Raw genomic sequence first — 18,524 nt, 5'->3', positions numbered from 1 at the left:
TCAACTAGCAACTTGGATTAAGCAATTCAACCACCGGCGTTTTTCATATTCGAAGGGGACGAATTCGTATTCAATCGAACATCGGGCGCAACTTTCCGGCCGATGCCCGGCCCTCTTCCGAGGGCCGGCCGCCTGCGCGATTAATCAGGCGAGAAAGGTCGACATGTCCTTGCACACGGCACTGAAGGCTTCGACAAAATGCCGCGCCTCGGCGTCGTTGAGCACCAGCGGCGGCTGGATGCGCATCACCCGGTTGTTGTTGGCGGTGACGAAGGTCAGCACCCCATGCTCGCGGGACAGCTTGCTGACAAAGCGCAGCACGAACATCTCCTCGAAGTTCTTCTCGACCTCGCTGATGGCTTCCTCGATATGCCGCTTGGCCTTGCCCGAGAGCATGCGGTAGGTGCCCGCCGCGTTGCCCGGGATACGGCTGGCGAACTCGCGGACAAAGGCCTCGACCCCACCGTCGAAGCTGTATTGGAACTCGATGGCGATCATCAGCCCCACGCCGCGCACCTCGCGGATAAACGGGTAGCCGCTGACCGCCTCGCGCAGGGCCTCCTTGAGCTGGCCGCCGACCCGGGCGGCATTGCCGGCCAGGTCCTGGTCGGCGATCACGTCCAGGGTGGCCAGGGCCGAGGCCGAGGCGAAGTTGCCGCCGCCGAAGGTCGAGGTGTGCAAGGCAAAGGTGTCGATGCTGCCGTAGGCGCGGTCCCAGAGCTGGGCGCTGGACAGCGTGGCGCCAATGGGCACGGCGCCGCCGGACAAGGATTTGGAGAGCACCATGATGTCCGGTACCACCTGTTCCCACTCACAGGCGAACAGCTTGCCGGTGCGGCCGAGGCCGGTCTGGATTTCGTCGAGAATCATCAGGCAATCGTGGGCATCGCACAGCGCACGCACCTGCTTCAGGTAGCCTGGCGGCGGCAGGATCACCCCGCCCTCGCCCTGGATCGGCTCCAGGATAAAGGCCCCGACATCGCCCTGGCGCAAGGCAACTTCCAGCGCATCGAGGTCGCCGAAGGGGATCGAATCGCAGCGCGACAGCAGCGGCTTGAACGGGTCGCGGTGCTTGTCGCGACCGGTCACCGACAGCGCACCCAGGGTCTTGCCGTGGTAGCCGTTATCGCAGTACAGCACCCGCGGCCGTTGCATCGCGGCCATGGCCAATTTCAATGCGGCCTCAATCGCCTCGGTGCCGGAGTTGCTGAAGAACACCCGCTCCAGATTGCCCGGCGCCAGTTCGCTCAGGCGCTGTGCCAGGAGGCTGGTCTGCAGCGGCACCGAGACGTACTGGACGAAGGTCGGGTGCTGCTGTTGCAGGTAGTCCTGCAACGCCTGGTTGACCCGGGGGTGGTTGTGCCCGGTGTTCAGACAGCCGTAGCCGGCGACGAAATCCAGGTAGCGCCCGCCGTCCAGATCAGTCAGCCAGCAACCGCTGCCATGGGTGAACACGCGCTCGATATGGTTGAACTGGTAGAACTCGCGCAGCACCGGGTTGATGTGCTCGCCAAAGCAACGCAGGGCTTCGGCGCGCAGGGCCGCCGGCTGATCGATGGGGGTGGCCGCCACGCTGCGGCGATGGAAACGGCGCAGGGCCTGGAAGTCTTCCTCGCGCAGGCGCTCGCCATAGGAGGCCATGGGCGACGGCGAAAAACCGTGCAGCTCGGCGAGGCGGCCGATTTCCAGGACCCGTTCCTCGGGCAGTTCGCGGCCAATGGAGAACGCTTCGGCTCGGCCTTCCAGGGCCAGCACCAGGGTTTCCGCCAGGCAGCCGTTGAGGAACTTCTTGGGTGCCAGACCCAGGGTCTCGGTGCCGAAACGCAGGGCTTCACTGGCCGACACCAGGCCACCGTCGATGATCAGGATGTCCTTGCGGTCGTGCCGGTACGGCAGCACATCGCGGGGCAGCGCGGCGTCCACCACCACCGAGCCCGGGGCCAGGCGGTACGGGTCGATGACCCCGCCACTGGAGGTGGCGGCGACGTAGAAACGCAGCTCGTCGTAGCAGCTGTCGATGTCCGAGGTCAGGCGCACCTGGCCGTGCATCTCTGCTGGCAGGTAGGCCAGGCTTTCACGTCCCTGCTCGGCGCTGCCCCGGTGCACCAGGCGCAGGCGGCAGCCGTCGCGGGCCAGGAGCTTGGCGATCACCAGGGCAATCGAACCCGGGTAACCGACCACCGCCACCTCAGCCTCGTCCGGCGCCACTTCCAGGCGCGCCATGGCCTCCAGCACGTTTTTGTAGGCGGCATAGGCGGTCAGGGAGTTGCCGGTGGTCACCGCCACGCCGCTGCGGTCCAGGGTCTGCAAGCCACGGTTGCCGACAATCGCGGTAAAGCCCCCCAGGCCCACCAGTTGCGCGCCCTGCTGTTGCAGGCTGTGCACGCCTTCGAGCACCCGGCCGGCAATGGTGCGCGGCTGGCTGAGCATCTGCTCGGCGGTCAGTGGCAGGTAATGCAGGATGCCTTCGCAGGTGGCGCCGGTGGCACTGACGATGCGCCCGAAATCGGCGAACGGCACCAGGTTGCGCGGCTGCCACAGGTGAGGCTGATAGCCGCGATCCTGCTCGGCCAGGGTGCGGTCCAGCAGATCAATGATCTTGACCTGGCGTTGCAGGGCAATGGAGGTCGGGTGAGCGATAAAACCGAATTTCATGGTGGGTTGTCCTTGGTGCTGACTCATTGACGGTTCCAGGCGGTTTCGGAGACCAGGCTCAAGCCGTCGCCTTCCGAGTTATGGGCCAGCAACACGTCGAAAATATTCAATTGGCCGGGGCGCGTCAGGGCGCTGCGCAGGGCTGCTTCGTCGAAACGCACCAGGCGCTCGCGGTGCACGCTGATGGCACCAACCTGCTGCAGCGGCGCGGCCTGGAGCGCCCGGTGGGTGATGGTCACTTGCTGCGCGCCGTTGTGGGCATAGCGCTTGTCGAGGTAGGTCTGGATCAGCGAGAGCATGCCGTTGGTGAGGTAGAACAGGCTGACGTTGCGTGAGCTGGCCGTCGGGTCCCGAGACAGGCCTTCGGCCAGGCGCGTCTCGATGTCCGGCACCAGGGCCCGGGCGCCGTCACCGACAAAGGCCAGCACGTTGCGCTCGCCGGTGATGGCGATATAGGGCAAGGCCATCAACCCGTCGCCCATCAGCGCGCGGCCATACCAGCCGGAGAACCCGGGGTCGGTGCGCGGCACGTTGCGTACCGCGGAGATCCCGCAGCGGCCGACATCGTAGACCCCGGTGTAGCGATAGCCCTGCTGCTCGATCAGCTCGCGCACCAGTTGCCCCAGGCGCTGGAAGAAGTAGTTGGAGGTCATCGGCAGGGTTTCGATGTGGTCGGCCGCCACGCTCTCGCTGCTGCGGGCCATGGCCTGCAACTTGTCGCGGCGCAGCTGGAGAATCTGTGGCTCGACCTGCAGGCCGCCCTCGATATGGTCGAGGAACACATCCAACGGCACATCCAGGGCCAGGTCGGTGAACGGCGACAGGTGACGCGGCTCATGGTTGACCTGGACCACCCGCAACTGGCGCTTGAGCTTGCCCTCGGAAAACGGCGTAGAGGCCTGGTCGACCTTGCCCTTGAGGAAAAACACGCAGTGCTCCTGGGGCCCGTTGAGTTCGTGCTCGGTGTGCACGAAGCGATACACCCGGCGACTGAAGCCATACAGCGACAGCGGCCCCAGGTACTCGGCCACCGGCCGGCCCTGGTGATAGGGGCCGATGCTGCCGGGCTGGGTGATGCTGTCGGCCAGGCCGATGGCGCCGCGTTCGGCCAGGGCATGCACGCGCAGGCGTTGTTCGGCGCTGAGCTTGCCGCACTGCCAGAGCAGGTGCAGCGGCTGGTGGTTGATCAGGTCCAGGGCCTGGTCCAGGGCCGCACGCTGGCCAGGCTCGAGAACCCGGGCCAGGGGCGCCGCGGGCTCGGGCAGGCGCACATCCAACGGCACCTGGGGTCGCGATTCGAGCACCCCCTGGGTGGCCAGGATAAACACCGGCTCGGCCCGCTCGGCGAGCATGGCGAAGGCTTCTTCCAGGCGGGCGCCGATCTCCTCGACCTTGCGGATAAACACCTGGCGCAGGCCCCGCGCCTCGATCACCCGGCGCCCGTCGTTGTCCACGTCCTGGGTACCCTGGAACGCGTACCACACGCTGTCCGGGCTGTCGGCGCAGATGATCAGGCCCGGCGCGCCCAGGCGCTTGAGGTTGGCCAGGGTGCCGCGAAACTCGTCGATCATCCCCGAGGTCACGGTGATCACATAGGCCCGGCCAAACAGCTGCCAGCCGGCCATGGCACTCACGGCCAGGCTGTGTTCGTTGCACCCGCCCAGGCAACGGATGCCGCTGCCGGCGACGTTGTCCTGCATCGACTGGATCAGCCCGGCAACCATGGAGCCGGTGTAGGAATGAAAGTCCCAGCGCTCCTGCCAGCGACTGCGCATAAAGCGCGTGACCTCAGTGGCCAGGCTGACCGAGAGCAAGGGGCCGCTGATGGAGCGCGCCAGCAGCCGGTTGAAGTGGGCGTGCTCCAGGTGATCGAGGACGATCCGCAGCAGGTCGGCGCGGCGCGCTGCACGGTCCTCCCCCGCCACCCGCAGATGACGGTTGCCGCCAATGCGGTTCATCCACCCCGGCAGCGCCGGCAAGGCGCAATACAACAGCGCCGAATGGGGTGACAGGCGCGATTCGGGCGCGGCTTCGATCAGCTCGTCGAAGGGGTCCTCGGCACCGGCCTCGGCCTGGTGCCCGAGGTCGAGAATGAACAGCTCGTTGGACAGCGGCGGATTCTGGCAGCGCAAGTGCTCTTGTGCCGCCCGTGGCGAGTCGAAGGTCAGCAGCCACAGATCGGGCAAGGCCGCGCTGTTCGCCGGGTTGCCTTGCAGATAGCGCCGGGCCTGGACCATCAGGGTTTCCAGCACCGCCTCACTGTGGGGACGGGGCCCGAGGGCACGGTGCATGGCTTCGCAATCGGCACTGGCCAGCGGCCAATCCGCGGCGTTGGCCGGTGGCTGCAAGCCGGCCTGCAACTGCTCGATGACAAATGCCACGTCTTCGATCAGAGGCTGAGCCTGGGTAATCAGACAGATACCTAAAGTAGCCTTCATGGACTCATCCCTATTAAGTCGAACTTACGCTTGAGAACCTGTCCACGAGTTGCTGCGCTTAGCCCATGCGGCGTTGAAAATGGCTTCGAAAATGCTCATTTAGCGGCCTAAACTCCGCTTCCTCAGCCATTTTTGCCTTGCCTGAGCGTCACTCGCTAAATCGTCAACAGGTTCCGAGTGGCTGACGGGGGTGGCTCAAGCCCCGTCAGCCGGAACCCGGTGGGGCGCCGACTGCCTTGTCGGGTTGCCCATACACCCCGGCCGTGGCCTGGGTAATCGAATGCCGTGCGGCCAGTGCCAGGCCGCATACGCCGACCATCGCCAGCGACAGGCCGGCGAGCATGCCCAGCGCGCCGCTGCGGTCGAGCAAGACCCCGGCACCGATCGGCACCAGCAGCCGGGTCAGCACAAACAGGCTGGCCTGCAGGCCGTAGTCGGCGGCCTGGCGGTTCTGACGCGAGAAAAACATCATCAAGCCGAAGACCAGGGTCGACACTGCGCCCATGGCGCAGGCCAGCAAAAACGCGGCGAACACCAGCCACGGCAACGAGGCCTGGAGGCCAAGCGCGGCGGTCAGGACCAGCAACGCGCCCAGGGCGAAGACCATGAACCAGGGGATCGCCCGGCCCGGGCCCAGGCGCCGCACCAGGCGCCCGCCCAGCAGGCTGGCCAGGGCCCCGACCACGCCGCCGCCGATCCCGGCGACCCACGCCACCTGCTGCACCGGCATGCCCTGGTCGAGCAGCAGCGGCTTGAGGTACAGCCAGGCGGCGCCGACAAAGGGAAAGCTGCTGAGCAGGACCCAGGTCCAGAGCCGGGCCCCCGGCTGGCTGAAGTAACCCGACCAGTCCGTCAGCGAGGGCCGCACCGGCTGCGGCTGATCGGCGTCGCTGGCGCTTTCGCGCAGCAGGCCCAGGGGCAGCAGCGCCAGCAGCAGACCGCCGGCCATCAACAGGAACGGCGCCTGCCATCCCCAGCGGTTCTGCACCAGCAGCATCACCCCGGCGCCGACAATGGCCCCCAGGAACAGCGCCGCCGAACGGATGCCACCGGCACGGATCTGCTGCGCCTGGGGCAGCAACTTGATCGCCAGGGCGTTCACCGGAATATCGGCCCAGGTCGCCAGGACCCCGGCCACGAACGCCAGGCCGAACAGGTACAGGCGATGGGTATTGATCGCCTGCTGGCTGACCACCACCAGCAACAGCGCCAGCAACAGGCACAACACCCAGGCCCAGGCCCGGTAGTGGCCGCGCACCGAGCGATAGCGCTGCACGGGCAGCGCCAGCAGGAACTTGAACACCGCCGGCAGGCCGGCCAGTTGGAACAGGCCGATATCGGTGCCCGACCAGCCGTGCTCGCGCATCACCAGCGGCAGCCCCAGCAGCAGGTAGATGCTGGGCACCGCGAGCACGAAGTTGAGCCAGCCGAACATCAGTTGCAGGCGCCAGGCGCGAGCAGTCGACAGCGGGCTCATGACGGGCTCCGGCGCGCCACCTGGACCGCTACCGGGGCCACGGCAAACGCCACTTCGGCATGACTGTCGATGGCCTCGAAGCCGGCCTGTTCCAGGGCTTCAACCAGACCGCCGGCGGGGGTCAGTTGGCGCCCGAGCATCTGCATCGACAGGTAGTAAGGCATGACCCGACGCGCCTGTTGCGGGTCCTCGGGGATCTCGGCATGGGCACTGACCAGCACCCCGCCGGGGCGTAAGGCGGCGTGGATTTTTTTCAGGGTGGCCGCCAAGTCCGGCACGAAATGCAGCACCGAGGAACACCAGATCAGGTCGTAGCCCTCGCCGATCGGGTCGCTCGCCAGGTCGCCGCCACGCACCGTCAGCCGCTGCTCCAGGCCGGCCAGGCGAATGTTATCGGCGGCCACGCTGACGGTCTGGGCAAAGTCGAACACCTCGCCACACAGCAGCGGGTTGTCGCGGGCCAGGGCTATCGCCACCAGCCCCGGGCCACCGCCCAGGTCGAGCATGCGCCGGGCTCCGGGGAACTCCGGAATCTGCGCCATCAGGCGCAACGCCAGGTCGACGGTGACCGCGCGCTGCTCCTGGGCGATCTGCAGGCGGGCGGCGCTGGTCCAGTTGTCGATGGTGGTCGCCACGTCCGGCGCCTGGCCACTGGGACGGCCGGCCCGGACCTGATCCCCAAGCTGCCCGGCAAAATGCCGCAACCCGCGCAGGCGAAAGCTCCAGGCATCGCCGCAGTAGTCCGGCGCCTCGGGCCGCAGGTAATCGCTGGCCACCGAGGTGTTGTGGTACTGCGGCGGCTGGCTGTCATCGCGGTTCAGCAGTTCCATGCTCCACAGCGTGTCGAGCCAGTAACCGGTGTTGGCCGGGTCCAGTTGCAGCTGGCGGGCGATCGACTGCGCAGAGGCCGGCAGGTGCAGCAGGTTGAACAGCTTCCACTCCAGGGCGATGCGCAGGGCATCGGCGCGCACGGCGGCCAATGTCAGGTCCCAATAAGGTTGCAGCGGGTGCGGGGTTGCCAGGTTGACGCCATTCATAATTCGCAGCTCACAGTTCATAGCTCACACGCAGGCCGATTTCCCGGGGCGGGCTGTAGACCCGCGCGGTGCCGTTCAAATAGCCGACCGCGTCGTAACGCTTGTCGGCGGCGTTTTTTACATAGGCGCTGATGCCGTAGTGGCTGAAGTCGTACCCGGCGTTGAGGTCGATCAGGCCGTAGCCGCCACGGCTGTATTGGTTGGCCGAGTCGAGGTAGGTCTTGCCTACGGCGCTCACGCCGCCCTGGGCCCACCAGCCCTGGGGCGCGTCGTAGCGCAGGCTGAGGTGGCCGGTCAGGTCCGGGGCGTAGGGGTTGCGATTGCCCTGGTAGTCGTTGCTGCCCTCGCGAAAGCTCTGGAAGCGGGTGCGGTTCAGGCCCACGGCGCTGACCAGCCGCCAGTTGTCGGCGAGCAGGTATTCGGCTTCCAGGTCCAGGCCGGTGGAGCGCGCCGAGGCGGCGTTGGTGATGTACACCACCCCCGGCTGGATCATTTGCTGCACCTGCATGTCGCGCACGTCCATCCAGTACAGCGCCGCCGAGTAGCGCAGGCGCTTGTCGTCCATCCAGCCCTTGGCGCCGACCTCGTAGGTCTTGACCTTTTCCGGGTCATAGCCCGGGTAGTTGGCAGCACTGGAAAACGCGTTGAAGCCGCCGGCGCGAAAGCCCTCGGAGTAGCTGCCATAGAGGTAGGCATCAGGCTGCCATTCATATTGCAACGCCGCCTTGGGGGTCAGGCGTTGCCATTGATCGCTCTGACGGCTGCCGATGGCCGGGTCGATATGCACCTTGTCCTGCTCGGCGCGGGCACCCAGGGTCAGGGTCCAGCGCTCGGCCAGGGGCATCACCCATTGGCCGAACAACGCCGTGGTATTGCCCCCCAGTTGCACATCGGTCCGGGTCAGGCGCAGGGGCAGTTTCTGCTGGTACGACAGGTCGTGGTCATCGCGATCGGCGTAGGCCCCCAACAGCCACTGGCTGTCGCGCCACTGGCCTTCCAGGCGAAACTCCTGGGACAGGGTGTTCATGTGGTAGTCGCGACGCAGGTGAAACAGGTCGGCCGGCATGAAGTCGGTGTCTTGCTGGACCCGGTCGTAGAAGTCGTTGCGCGCAGTGATCGAGCGCAGCTTGAGCCCTGAGTCGAACTCATGCAGCACGTCCAGGGACAGGCTGCGTCCGCTGGAGTGGTTCCAGCTAGGGGTGCCGGAACGCACCTCGCGCCGCGAGGCATTGACCGCGCCCCATAACGAAGCACCGTCGCGATAGTCCTGGCGGCTGTAGCGCAGGTTGACGTCGGTGTTCAGGCTCGGGGTCCAGCGCAGCACCATGCGTGCACTGTGGCGCTCGCGGTCATCGGCCTGGCCGCCCCGGTAACCGTCGTCGATAAAACCGTCCTGCTCCAGCCATTGCCCGGACACCCCGGCGTACAAGGTATCGGGCACCAGCGCGGTGCTGGCGTCGGCGCTCAGGGTGCGCTGGTCGCGGCTGCCGATGCCGGCTTCGATCCGCGCGTAGGGTTCGGCGCCGGGCTGGCGGGTGCGGATACTCAGCACCCCGGCCTCGGCGTTGCGCCCATAAAGGGTGGACTGCGGGCCGCGCAGGATTTCCACCTGCTCCACCCCCAGCAGGTTGTGGTCGAAGCCCTGGCCCATCAGGGTCGGCACACCATCGACCAGCATCAGCATCGATGAGGAAAACGCCGTGGGGCTGGAGGTCAGGCCGCGCACCACCGGCAGGTTGGTGCCGGACTGGCCGAAAGGCTGAAAGGTGAATCCCGGGGTCACACGAGCCAGGCGCTCCAGGTCGTCGATGCCGCCCTTGCGCAAGTCTTCGGCGTTGAGCACCGAGAGGCTGGCCGGAACCTGTTCCTGGGTCTGCTCGATCTTGTTTGCGGTGACCCGAACCGGCGCCAGCTCGGTCTGTGCCGCCACACTGGCGACCCCACCCAGCCAGCAGCCGACCCACAGCGTATAACCGCCGGCTTTCAACACATGCTTGCTCATCGTGCTCCCCATCAATGAATCAGCGCCCGCTTCGTCCTGGCGATAGCAGTTGCCGTGGAAACATGCTATTCATTAATGCGAATGCTTATCATGTGTGTTCGTATGGATTCTGGATCAATCCATATGCGAGCCGGAGCCAACTCAAGGGAGGACAGCAAAAGTGGCGGCCTTACAAAGGATTTCCCAGTCGTATCGAGTCGCGTCAACGCACTCGCGGCTGGTCAGCAACGATGCCTGCGGCTGGATGCGCCATCAGTTGCCCCACGAACTGGGCGAATGCTATTCCGAACGTTTCTCCCTGGAGGACGACCTGATGGTGGTGCGTTCGCGCTACCGCCCCACCCGCAACCTGATCGAAGAAACCGTAAGCCCGCACAACCGCCACATGCTGGTGATCACCTACGGCATCCAGGGCGACTCCGGCTACAAGGGCGCCGACGGATCAGCCGTGGTGTTCCGCGCCGGCCACACCACCATCACCTCGTTCCAGTCGAGCCTCGGCGAGCGCTGCTACGAGGCAGGGGCCACGGTTTCGCAACTGCGCCTGTTGATCGGTGAACACACCCTGTGCAAGTACCTTGGCGAGCAGCGCACCCGGCAATTGCTGGGTAACGGCAACGTGCGCCAGCTGGGCTTCGCCAAGACCTCGGCCACCAGCATCTGCCACGCCACGGCCCTGACGCGCTACCTCAACCAGGGGGCAAGCGACACCCTGGAGCTGCATATCCACACCCTCAGCCTGCTGTCCGAACAGCTCAAACTGCTGAGCCCGCCGAGCACGCCGGAAAACCTGCAATTTGCCGCCGCCGATATCGAGAAGCTGGAACGGGTGCGCGAGATCATGATCGAGCAGATGGACCAGCCGCTGACCATTCCCTACCTGTGCGCCGCGGTCGGGCTCAACGAGTTCAAGCTCAAGGAAGGCCTGCACCACCGCTTCAATTCCACCCCCCATCGCATGCTCCACGAGCTGCGCATGCGCAAGGCCTACACCCTGCTGGAAAGCGGCTGCCAGGTGGCGCAGGCGGCGTATCAGGTGGGCTACAAGTTCCCCAACAACTTCAGCGCGGCCTTTACCCGATTCTTCGGCAAGCCGCCCAAGTCGGTGTTCGGCAAGCGCCGCTGAGCGCAACGGCGCGGCAGGCGCCCGGAACGCCAGGGCAATCAGCCGCCGCTGCATAAAAAACTGGCCTGGCGCCGCGTTTGCGTTTATTCCTGGGTACCGCTCAGCGCGCCTCCGTACCCGGGCCTCCAGCATGATCGACAGCCAAACTCGCAACGCCCTCGACTCCCTGGCCCGGGTGATGGCCGGGCAACCCTTTGTGGTGCTCACCGGTGCTGGCATCAGCACCCCCTCGGGCATTCCCGACTACCGCGACAACGACGGTGTGCGCCGTGGACGCCAGCCGATGATGTACCAGGAATTCCTCGCCCGGGCCGAAGCCCGCCGCCGCTACTGGGCCCGCGCCATGCTCGGCTGGCCACGGGTGCGCCAGGCCCGGCCGAACGCCGCCCACTCGGCCCTGGCCACCCTTCAGGAGCGTGGGCAGATCGCCGGGCTGATCACCCAGAACGTCGACAGCCTGCACCACCAGGCCGGCAGCCCCCAGGCCATCGAACTGCATGGCAGCCTGCACCGGGTGCGGTGCCTGGACTGCGGGCAAACCAGCGAGCGCCAGCTGATCCAGGAGGTGATGGAGCAGCAGAACCCCTACCTGGCCGGAGTCGATGCCATCCAGGCGCCGGATGGCGACACCCTGCTCGACCCGGCCTTCGAGTCGCGCTTCCAGGTGCCGCAATGCCCCCATTGCGCCGGCGAACGGCTGAAGCCGGATGTGGTGTTCTTTGGCGAAAACGTCGCCCCGGCCACCGCCGCTCAGGCCATGCAGGCAGTGCAACAGAGCGCGGGGTTGCTGGTGGTGGGATCGTCGCTGATGGCCTACTCGGCGTATCGCCTGTGCCTGAATATCGTCGAGCAGCACAAGCCGCTGATCGCCATCAACTTCGGCAGGACCCGTGCCGACGAGCTGTTGCAGATGAAGATCGCCACCCCTTGCGAGGTGTTGCTGCCGCTGCTGGTGGAGCGCCTGGCGTGAGTGCCTGGTGACGCTCTGCTCAGTCGAGGTTGAACATGGCCTCGCCCAGGCGCGCATCGCGCAAGGTATCGAACAGTGCCTGGGCCGCCGCCGACAACTCGTGCCCGGGTTTGGTCAGTATGCCAATCGCCCGCTCCACCACCGGGTCGCCGAGGGTGATGCAGTGCGCCCCCAGCTCGCGCATCTGCCCGGCGCACAAGGCCGGCACCGCACTCACCCCCAGGCCACTGGCGACCATGCGTCCCACGGTCGCCAACTGGTGGCTTTCAAATTCCACCGGCAGCGGCATGCCCCGGGCGCGCAGGTGCTCTTCAAGCATGACCCGCACCGTGGACGGCCGCTGCAAGGTGATAAAGGGCTGCTGCAACAGGCTCTGCCAATCGATCTCGCTGCGCCGGGCCAGCTCGGAATCGCTGGGCACCACCGCGATAAAACGGTCGATATACAGCGGCGTGAACTCCAGGGACGAGCTGTCTTGCGGTTCGAAGGCCACGCCCAACTCCACCTGGCGGTCGCGGACCATCTCCAGCACCTGCTCGTTGATCACGTCATTGACCGTGACATTGACCTTGGGATACCGGGCGCGAAACGCCTTGAGAATCGGCGGCAGCAGGTTGCCGGCAAACGATGGCATCGCCGCCAGGGTCACGCGCCCGCGTTGCAGGGTGAAGCGTTGGCGCAGGTCATCCTCGGCGTTATCCCAGTCGGCGATCAGGCGCCGGGCCAGGGGCACCAGGGCCTCGCCTTCGGGGGTCAGGGCCACGTTGCGCGTATTACGGGTGAACAACCGCCCACCCAGGCCCTCTTCCAGGGCCTTGATGGTCAAGCTCAACGCCGACTGCGACAAATGCAGACGTTCACATGCCAGGGCAAAGCTCAGGCTGTGGGCAACAGCCAGAAAAGCCCGAATCTGTTTAACGGTCATCGACAGCTCCAGAGGAGCAGCGGCAAGCTATAAGCTGCAGGCTGCAAGGGAAAAGCGGGATGTGAGTGGCTGTTGCTCGCAGCTTGCCGCGAGCAACTCGCCGCTTATTGTGCTGCTTTTTAAATCAATGACCCTTAAAAAACAACTTAACAAATCAATCCAGCGGCGCAACACTGCTTCCCCATACGGCTAGCCAGCCGCCGACAAATAACAAAAGAGGATGGTCCAATGGCAGGTTTCGACAAGCGCGTAGCGTCTTATGCAGAAGCCCTTGAAGGTCTGGAAGACGGCATGACCGTACTCGCCGGCGGCTTTGGCCTGTGCGGCATTCCGGAAAACCTGATCGCCGAGATCAAGCGTCGCGGCACCCGCGACCTGACGGTGGTTTCCAATAACTGCGGGGTCGACGGTTTCGGCCTCGGCGTGCTGCTTGAAGATCGGCAGATCAGCAAGGTCATCGCCTCCTACGTCGGCGAAAACGCCCTGTTCGAGAAGCAGCTGCTCAGCGGCGAAATCGAAGTGGTGCTCACCCCCCAAGGCACCCTGGCGGAAAAAATGCGCGCCGGCGGCGCCGGTATTCCGGCCTTCTTCACCGCCACAGGGGTGGGCACTCCGGTCGCCGACGGCAAGGAAACCCGTGAATTCAACGGCCGCCCCTATCTGATGGAAGAGTCCATTACCGGCGATTTCGCCATCGTCAAAGGCTGGAAGGCCGACCACTTCGGCAACGTGGTGTACCGCCACACGGCGCAGAACTTCAACCCGCTGGCGGCCACCGCCGGCAAGATCACCGTGGTCGAGGTCGAAGAGATCGTTGAACCGGGCGAGCTGGACCCGACGCAGATCCACACCCCTGGCATCTACGTCGACCGGGTCATCTGCGGCACGTTCGAGAAGCGCATCGAACAGCGCACCGTGCGCAAGTGAACCCACGCCTCCAGCCTCAAGAATAAAAGGACAACCCTCATGGCTCTTACCCGCGAACAAATGGCTCAACGCGTCGCCCGCGAAATGCAGGACGGCTACTACGTCAACCTCGGCATCGGCATTCCGACCCTGGTGGCCAACTACATCCCCGAAGGCATGGAAGTCATGCTGCAATCGGAAAACGGCCTGCTGGGCATGGGCGCCTTCCCCACCGAGGCCGAAGTCGACGCCGACATGATCAACGCCGGCAAACAGACGGTCACCGCCCGCACCGGCGCCTCGATCTTTTCTTCCGCCGAGTCGTTTGCGATGATCCGCGGCGGCCATATCGACCTCACCGTGCTGGGTGCCTTTGAAGTGGACGTCGAGGGCAACATCGCCTCGTGGATGATCCCCGGCAAACTGGTCAAGGGCATGGGCGGCGCCATGGACCTGGTGGCCGGTGCGGAGAACATCATCGTCACCATGACCCACGCCTCCAAGGACGGCGAGTCGAAACTGCTGGCCCGCTGCAGCCTGCCGCTGACCGGCGCCAAATGCATCAAACGCGTCCTGACGGACCTGGCCTACCTGGAAATCGAAAACGGCGCCTTTATCCTCAAGGAACGCGCGCCCGGGGTCAGCGTCGAGGAAATCGTCAGCAAGACCGCCGGCAAGCTGATCGTGCCGGACCATGTACCTGAAATGCAGTTCGCCTGAGGAGGATCAATTCCATGCAAGACGTCGTAATCGTTGCCGCCACCCGTACCGCCGTGGGCAGTTTCCAGGGCTCGCTGGCCAGTATCAGCGCCGTGGACCTGGGCGCCGCCGTCATCCGCCAGTTGCTGGCCCAGACCGGCCTCGACGGGGCCCAGGTCGATGAAGTGATCATGGGCCAGGTGCTCACCGCCGGCGCTGGCCAGAACCCGGCGCGCCAGGCCGCGATCAAGGCCGGCCTGCCCCACGCCGTACCGGCCATGACCCTGAACAAAGTCTGCGGTTCGGGCCTCAAGGCCCTGCACCTGGCAGCCCAGGCCATTCGCTGCGGCGATGCCGAGGTGATCATTGCCGGCGGCCAGGAAAACATGAGCCTGTCCAACTACGTGCTGCCCGGCGCCCGCACCGGCCTGCGCATGGGCCACAGCCAGATGATCGACACCATGATCAGCGACGGCCTGTGGGATGCCTTCAACGACTACCACATGGGCATCACCGCCGAGAACCTGGTGGACAAATACGCCATCAGCCGCGAAGCCCAGGACGCTTTCGCCGCCGCCTCCCAGCAAAAAGCCATCGCCGCCATCGAGGGCGGGCGTTTTGTCGATGAGATCACGCCGATCCTGATTCCCCAGCGCAAGGGCGACCCGGTGGCCTTCGCCACCGACGAACAACCCCGTGCCGGCACCACCGCCGAAGCCCTGGCCAAGCTCAAGCCGGCCTTCAAGAAAGACGGCTCGGTGACCGCCGGCAACGCTTCGTCGCTGAACGACGGTGCCGCGGCGGTCATCCTGATGAGCGCGGCCAAGGCCAAGGCCCTGGGCTTGCCGGTATTGGCAAAAATCGCCGCCTACGCCAACGCCGGTGTCGACCCGGCCATCATGGGCATCGGCCCGGTCTCGGCCACCCGCCGCTGCCTGGACAAAGCCGGCTGGACCCTGCAACAGCTGGACCTGATCGAAGCCAACGAAGCCTTCGCCGCCCAGGCCCTGGCCGTGGGCAAAGAGCTGGAGTGGGACCCGAGCAAGGTCAACGTCAACGGCGGCGCCATCGCCATCGGCCACCCGATCGGTGCGTCGGGCTGCCGAGTGCTGGTGACCCTGCTCCACGAAATGATCAAGCGCGACGCCAAAAAAGGCCTGGCCACCCTGTGCATCGGCGGCGGCCAAGGCGTAGCCCTGGCCATCGAACGCTAACCACCGCTGGCGAGGGGCTTCCCCCTCGCCACACCCCTCTCCCCTCGCCACAATCCAATCGCTGCCGAGCCACGAGACTGCACTGACCTCGGCATTTCGGCTATTCAAAAATGAGCTGCTGTCAGAGCGGAACTTAAAGCCGCAGCACCTGCTGCAATGGATATGTACACCAGGGTTTACGAGCGCTGCGCACTCGAGCGGGAGCAAGCTCCCTCGCCACAAGGTGGTGTGAAACCCAGGGAGCCGCTGGCGAAAATAGGCAGCGCGATAGGCCAGGAAGTAATGAGTTGTTGCGTAGGGCCAGCGCAGCCTCGCAGCTTCGCAGCCTCGGCAGCGACTACAGAGCGCGGCACCAGGCCGGCCGGAAGGCCGCCGTCTTGCCCTTGATCTTGATCTGCAGCGCCCCGTTAAACCACGATGGCCGAACGCAGGCAGTGAGGGCATGCCGAGCCTAGGCGAGGCACCGAGTGGTGGGGCAAGAGCGTTTTGCTTACTTTTGCGCTCCTCTCAAAAGTGAGCCGCCGTAAGGGCGGAACCATTACCCGCCACACCCGCAAAAATGGATATGTACACCAGGGTTAACGAGCGCTACGCACTCGAGCGGGAGCAAGCTCCCTCGCCACAGGTGCTGTGAACCCCTGGGATACGCCGGGTAGAAGTGGGTTGTTGCATAGAGCCAGCGCAGCCTCGCAGGCTCGGCAGCGGCTACAGGGCTACAGGGCTACAGGGCCTACAGCGGATTGCAGGTGTGCACAATCGCCTTCAACTGCTCATCCAGACGCACCGCCTCTTCCCGCAATGACTGGCAGAACCCCTCGACAAAACTCGACGAAGGACGGTAATCAGGCCGAATCAGCATCACCCGGTACGGAATCGACCACTGCAACGGACGGATCGCCAAACCCCGGCCAGCTTCGGCCATGGCCGTCAGCGGGTTGATGATCGCTACCCCCAATTGCTCGCGCACCATGGCGCAGACCGATGCCGCATTGGTGGTCTCAATCACCACCCGACGGTCCACCGCGCCCTGGCGAAAACGCTCGTCGAGGGTCTGGCGGTAAATATCCAGGCCGGCCAGGTTGATGAAATCGACACCGCGAAAATCCTCCATCTGCAGCAGCGGCCTGGCCAGCAACGGGTGACCGTCAGGCAGCACGCACACCATGTCAGCGCAAAACAGCAACTCGCCCTGGGTGCCCCTTGGCACATGCTGGTTTTCGGTCAACCCCAGGTCGTGGCGCTGGGCGCTCAGGGACTCTTCCAGCAACGGCGATTCCTGGGCGCTGATATTCAGGCCGATGCCCGCGTGCTGGTGCTGGAAATGCTTGAACACCCGCGGCAGCAGGGTCTGGGAGAACAGCGGCAGGCAGGTGATGCTCAACTGGCCGTGTTCGAAACGGCGGATCGATTGCGCCACGCTGTTGATCCGCTCCAGGCCGACATAGGCCCGCTCCACCTCTTCCAGCAGCATCAGCGCCTGGGACGTGGGCAGCAGGCGCCCGCCCTCGCGATCAAACAACTTGAGCCCGGACAGCGCTTCAAGCCGCGCCAGCTCGCGGCTGACCGTGGGTTGCGAAGTGAACAGCAGGCGCGCGGCACCGGTGACACTGCCGGCCTGCATGATGGCGCGGAACACTTCGATGTGTCGCAGGGACATGCCCATCCTGGTTCTCCGTCGAGCAAAACCCATATCAAAACTGAATCGATGGACAAAGAATAGATATTTTATTGAATACACACAGCTCGGCATCATGCAGCTCTCTTTCATGCCGCAGATGAACCCGCCCATGCCGATCCCTTTCGCTTTCCCGCAACTGACCGCCGCCGCCCGCCAGTACGGCACCCCGCTGTGGTGCTACGACGCCGCGACGATCAAGGCGCGCATCGCCCAGCTGCAAGCCTTCGACGTGGTGCGCTATGCGCAGAAAGCCTCGTCCAACCTGAGCATCCTGCGCCTGATCCGCGAAGCCGGGGTCCAGGTCGACGCCGTGTCCCTGGGGGAAATCGAACGTGCCCTGCTGGCCGGCTTCAGCCCGGCAGGCGACCCGGCGGGGATCGTCTTTACCTGCGACCTGTTCGACCAGGCCACCTTGCAGCGAGTGGTCGAACTCAAGATCGAGGTCAACGCCGGTTCCATCGACATGCTGCGCCAATTGGGCCAGCGCTCGCCCGGGCATCGGGTGTGGCTGCGGATCAACCCGGGCTTCGGCCACGGCCATAGCCGCAAGACCAACACCGGCGGCGAGAACAGCAAACACGGGATCTGGCACGAACAGATGGGAGAGGCCCTGGCGGTGATTCGCCAATACGGCCTGCACCTGGTGGGGCTACATATGCACATTGGTTCGGGGGTGGATTACGACCATCTGGAACAAGTGGGCGCGGCCATGGTGGCGGCGGTGAAGTCCCTGGACCATGACATCGAGGCTTTTTCCATTGGCGGCGGTCTGTCCACGCCGTACCGTGCCGACGACGAGCCGGTGGACGTGCAGCGCTACGCCAACGCCTGGCGCCAGGCCCGCGAGCAGATCGAAGCCTACCTCGGCCACGGCGTGCGCATGGAAATCGAGCCGGGACGTTTCCTGCTGGCCGAGTCGGGCTGCCTGGTGGCCGAGGTGCGTGCGGTGAAAACTGCCGGCAACCATCACTTCGTGCTGGCCGATACCGGCTTCAACGACCTGATGCGCCCGGCCATGTACGGCGCCTACCACGCCATGACCCTGCTCGACGGCAACGGCCAACCCCTGGAGCGTCCGCTGCAACCCACAGTGGTCGGCGGGCCGTTGTGCGAGTCCGGCGATATCTTCACCCAGGACGACGAAGCCCTGACCCCCCACCTGCTGCCCCGGGCCGAAGTCGGCGACCTGCTGGTGATCCACGACACCGGCGCCTACGGCGCCAGCATGTCGTCGAACTACAACAGCCGGCCGCTGCTGCCGGAAGTGTTGTTCGAAAACGGCACCACCCACCTCATCCGCCGCCGCCAACCCCTGGCCGACCTGCTGCAACTGGAAATCGGCCTGTAGCCGGTAGCCGCTGCCGCCAGGCTCGGGCCAGCGTTCGAACGCTGGCCCT

The 18,524-nt window shown here is 65.3% G+C and carries 13 protein-coding genes; 6 read left to right on the top strand and 7 right to left on the bottom strand.

Features of this window, described 5'->3' with window-relative positions:
• Positions 1–144: 144 nt before the first annotated feature.
• From JFU57_RS19405 to JFU57_RS19385, 5 genes are all read right to left on the bottom strand, one after another.
• Entirely contained in the window at positions 145–2,655 is a 2,511-nt protein-coding gene (locus JFU57_RS19405; RefSeq protein WP_201130463.1) for an aminotransferase class III-fold pyridoxal phosphate-dependent enzyme, read from the bottom strand.
• Between the two features lie 23 nt (positions 2,656–2,678).
• Entirely contained in the window at positions 2,679–5,093 is a 2,415-nt protein-coding gene (locus JFU57_RS19400; RefSeq protein WP_201130462.1) for a decarboxylase, read from the bottom strand.
• A 205-nt stretch (positions 5,094–5,298) separates the two neighbouring features.
• Entirely contained in the window at positions 5,299–6,570 is a 1,272-nt protein-coding gene (locus tag JFU57_RS19395) for an MFS transporter (RefSeq protein WP_201130461.1), read from the bottom strand.
• Positions 6,567–7,607 carry a methyltransferase gene (locus JFU57_RS19390; protein ID WP_201130460.1) on the bottom strand — a complete coding sequence of 347 codons (1,041 nt, stop codon included), beginning with the start codon at positions 7,605–7,607 and terminating at the stop codon, positions 6,567–6,569. Before JFU57_RS19390 ends, JFU57_RS19395 begins: the two co-directional genes overlap by 4 nt.
• Before the next feature lie 10 nt (positions 7,608–7,617).
• Positions 7,618–9,609 carry a TonB-dependent receptor gene (locus JFU57_RS19385; RefSeq protein WP_201130459.1) on the bottom strand — a complete coding sequence of 664 codons (1,992 nt, stop codon included), beginning with the start codon at positions 9,607–9,609 and terminating at the stop codon, positions 7,618–7,620.
• 160 nt (positions 9,610–9,769) lie between these two features.
• Between JFU57_RS19385 and JFU57_RS19380 the strand changes: the two genes are divergently transcribed.
• Complete coding sequence (locus JFU57_RS19380) at positions 9,770–10,735, top strand: helix-turn-helix domain-containing protein (protein WP_201130458.1); 966 nt, start codon at positions 9,770–9,772, stop codon at positions 10,733–10,735.
• A gap of 130 nt (positions 10,736–10,865) precedes the next feature.
• Positions 10,866–11,705, top strand: coding sequence for an NAD-dependent protein deacetylase (locus JFU57_RS19375; RefSeq protein ID WP_201130457.1), 840 nt, complete (start codon positions 10,866–10,868; stop codon positions 11,703–11,705).
• A gap of 19 nt (positions 11,706–11,724) precedes the next feature.
• Here JFU57_RS19375 and JFU57_RS19370 read toward each other — a convergent pair whose 3' ends face one another.
• Positions 11,725–12,630: a LysR family transcriptional regulator gene (locus JFU57_RS19370; RefSeq protein ID WP_078472668.1), complete on the bottom strand. Its 906-nt coding sequence runs from the start codon at positions 12,628–12,630 to the stop codon at positions 11,725–11,727.
• Between the two features lie 228 nt (positions 12,631–12,858).
• Here JFU57_RS19370 and JFU57_RS19365 point away from each other — a divergent pair, with 228 nt between their 5' ends.
• The 3 genes from JFU57_RS19365 to JFU57_RS19355 are packed head-to-tail and all read left to right on the top strand — an operon-like array spanning position 12,859 to position 15,449.
• Complete coding sequence (locus JFU57_RS19365) at positions 12,859–13,557, top strand: CoA transferase subunit A (protein ID WP_020300220.1); 699 nt, start codon at positions 12,859–12,861, stop codon at positions 13,555–13,557.
• A 39-nt stretch (positions 13,558–13,596) separates the two neighbouring features.
• Entirely contained in the window at positions 13,597–14,256 is a 660-nt protein-coding gene (locus JFU57_RS19360; protein WP_020300219.1) for a CoA transferase subunit B, read from the top strand.
• A gap of 14 nt (positions 14,257–14,270) precedes the next feature.
• Positions 14,271–15,449, top strand: a complete 1,179-nt coding sequence (locus tag JFU57_RS19355; protein WP_078472669.1) for an acetyl-CoA C-acetyltransferase — start codon at positions 14,271–14,273, stop codon at positions 15,447–15,449.
• A 730-nt stretch (positions 15,450–16,179) separates the two neighbouring features.
• On the opposite strand, the gene JFU57_RS19350 is transcribed toward JFU57_RS19355, so the two are convergent.
• Positions 16,180–17,112, bottom strand: a complete 933-nt coding sequence (locus JFU57_RS19350; RefSeq protein WP_201130456.1) for a LysR family transcriptional regulator — start codon at positions 17,110–17,112, stop codon at positions 16,180–16,182.
• A 124-nt stretch (positions 17,113–17,236) separates the two neighbouring features.
• On the opposite strand from JFU57_RS19350, the gene lysA reads away from it, so the two are divergent.
• Entirely contained in the window at positions 17,237–18,475 is a 1,239-nt protein-coding gene (lysA, locus tag JFU57_RS19345; RefSeq protein WP_078472742.1) for a diaminopimelate decarboxylase, read from the top strand.
• The last annotated feature ends 49 nt before the right edge of the window (positions 18,476–18,524 follow it).

The sequence above is a fragment of the Pseudomonas sp. TH07 genome (assembly GCF_016651285.1).
In the GTDB taxonomy this organism is placed as follows: Bacteria; Pseudomonadota; Gammaproteobacteria; order Pseudomonadales; family Pseudomonadaceae; genus Aquipseudomonas.
This window is presented reverse-complemented; position numbering and strand designations above follow the sequence as displayed.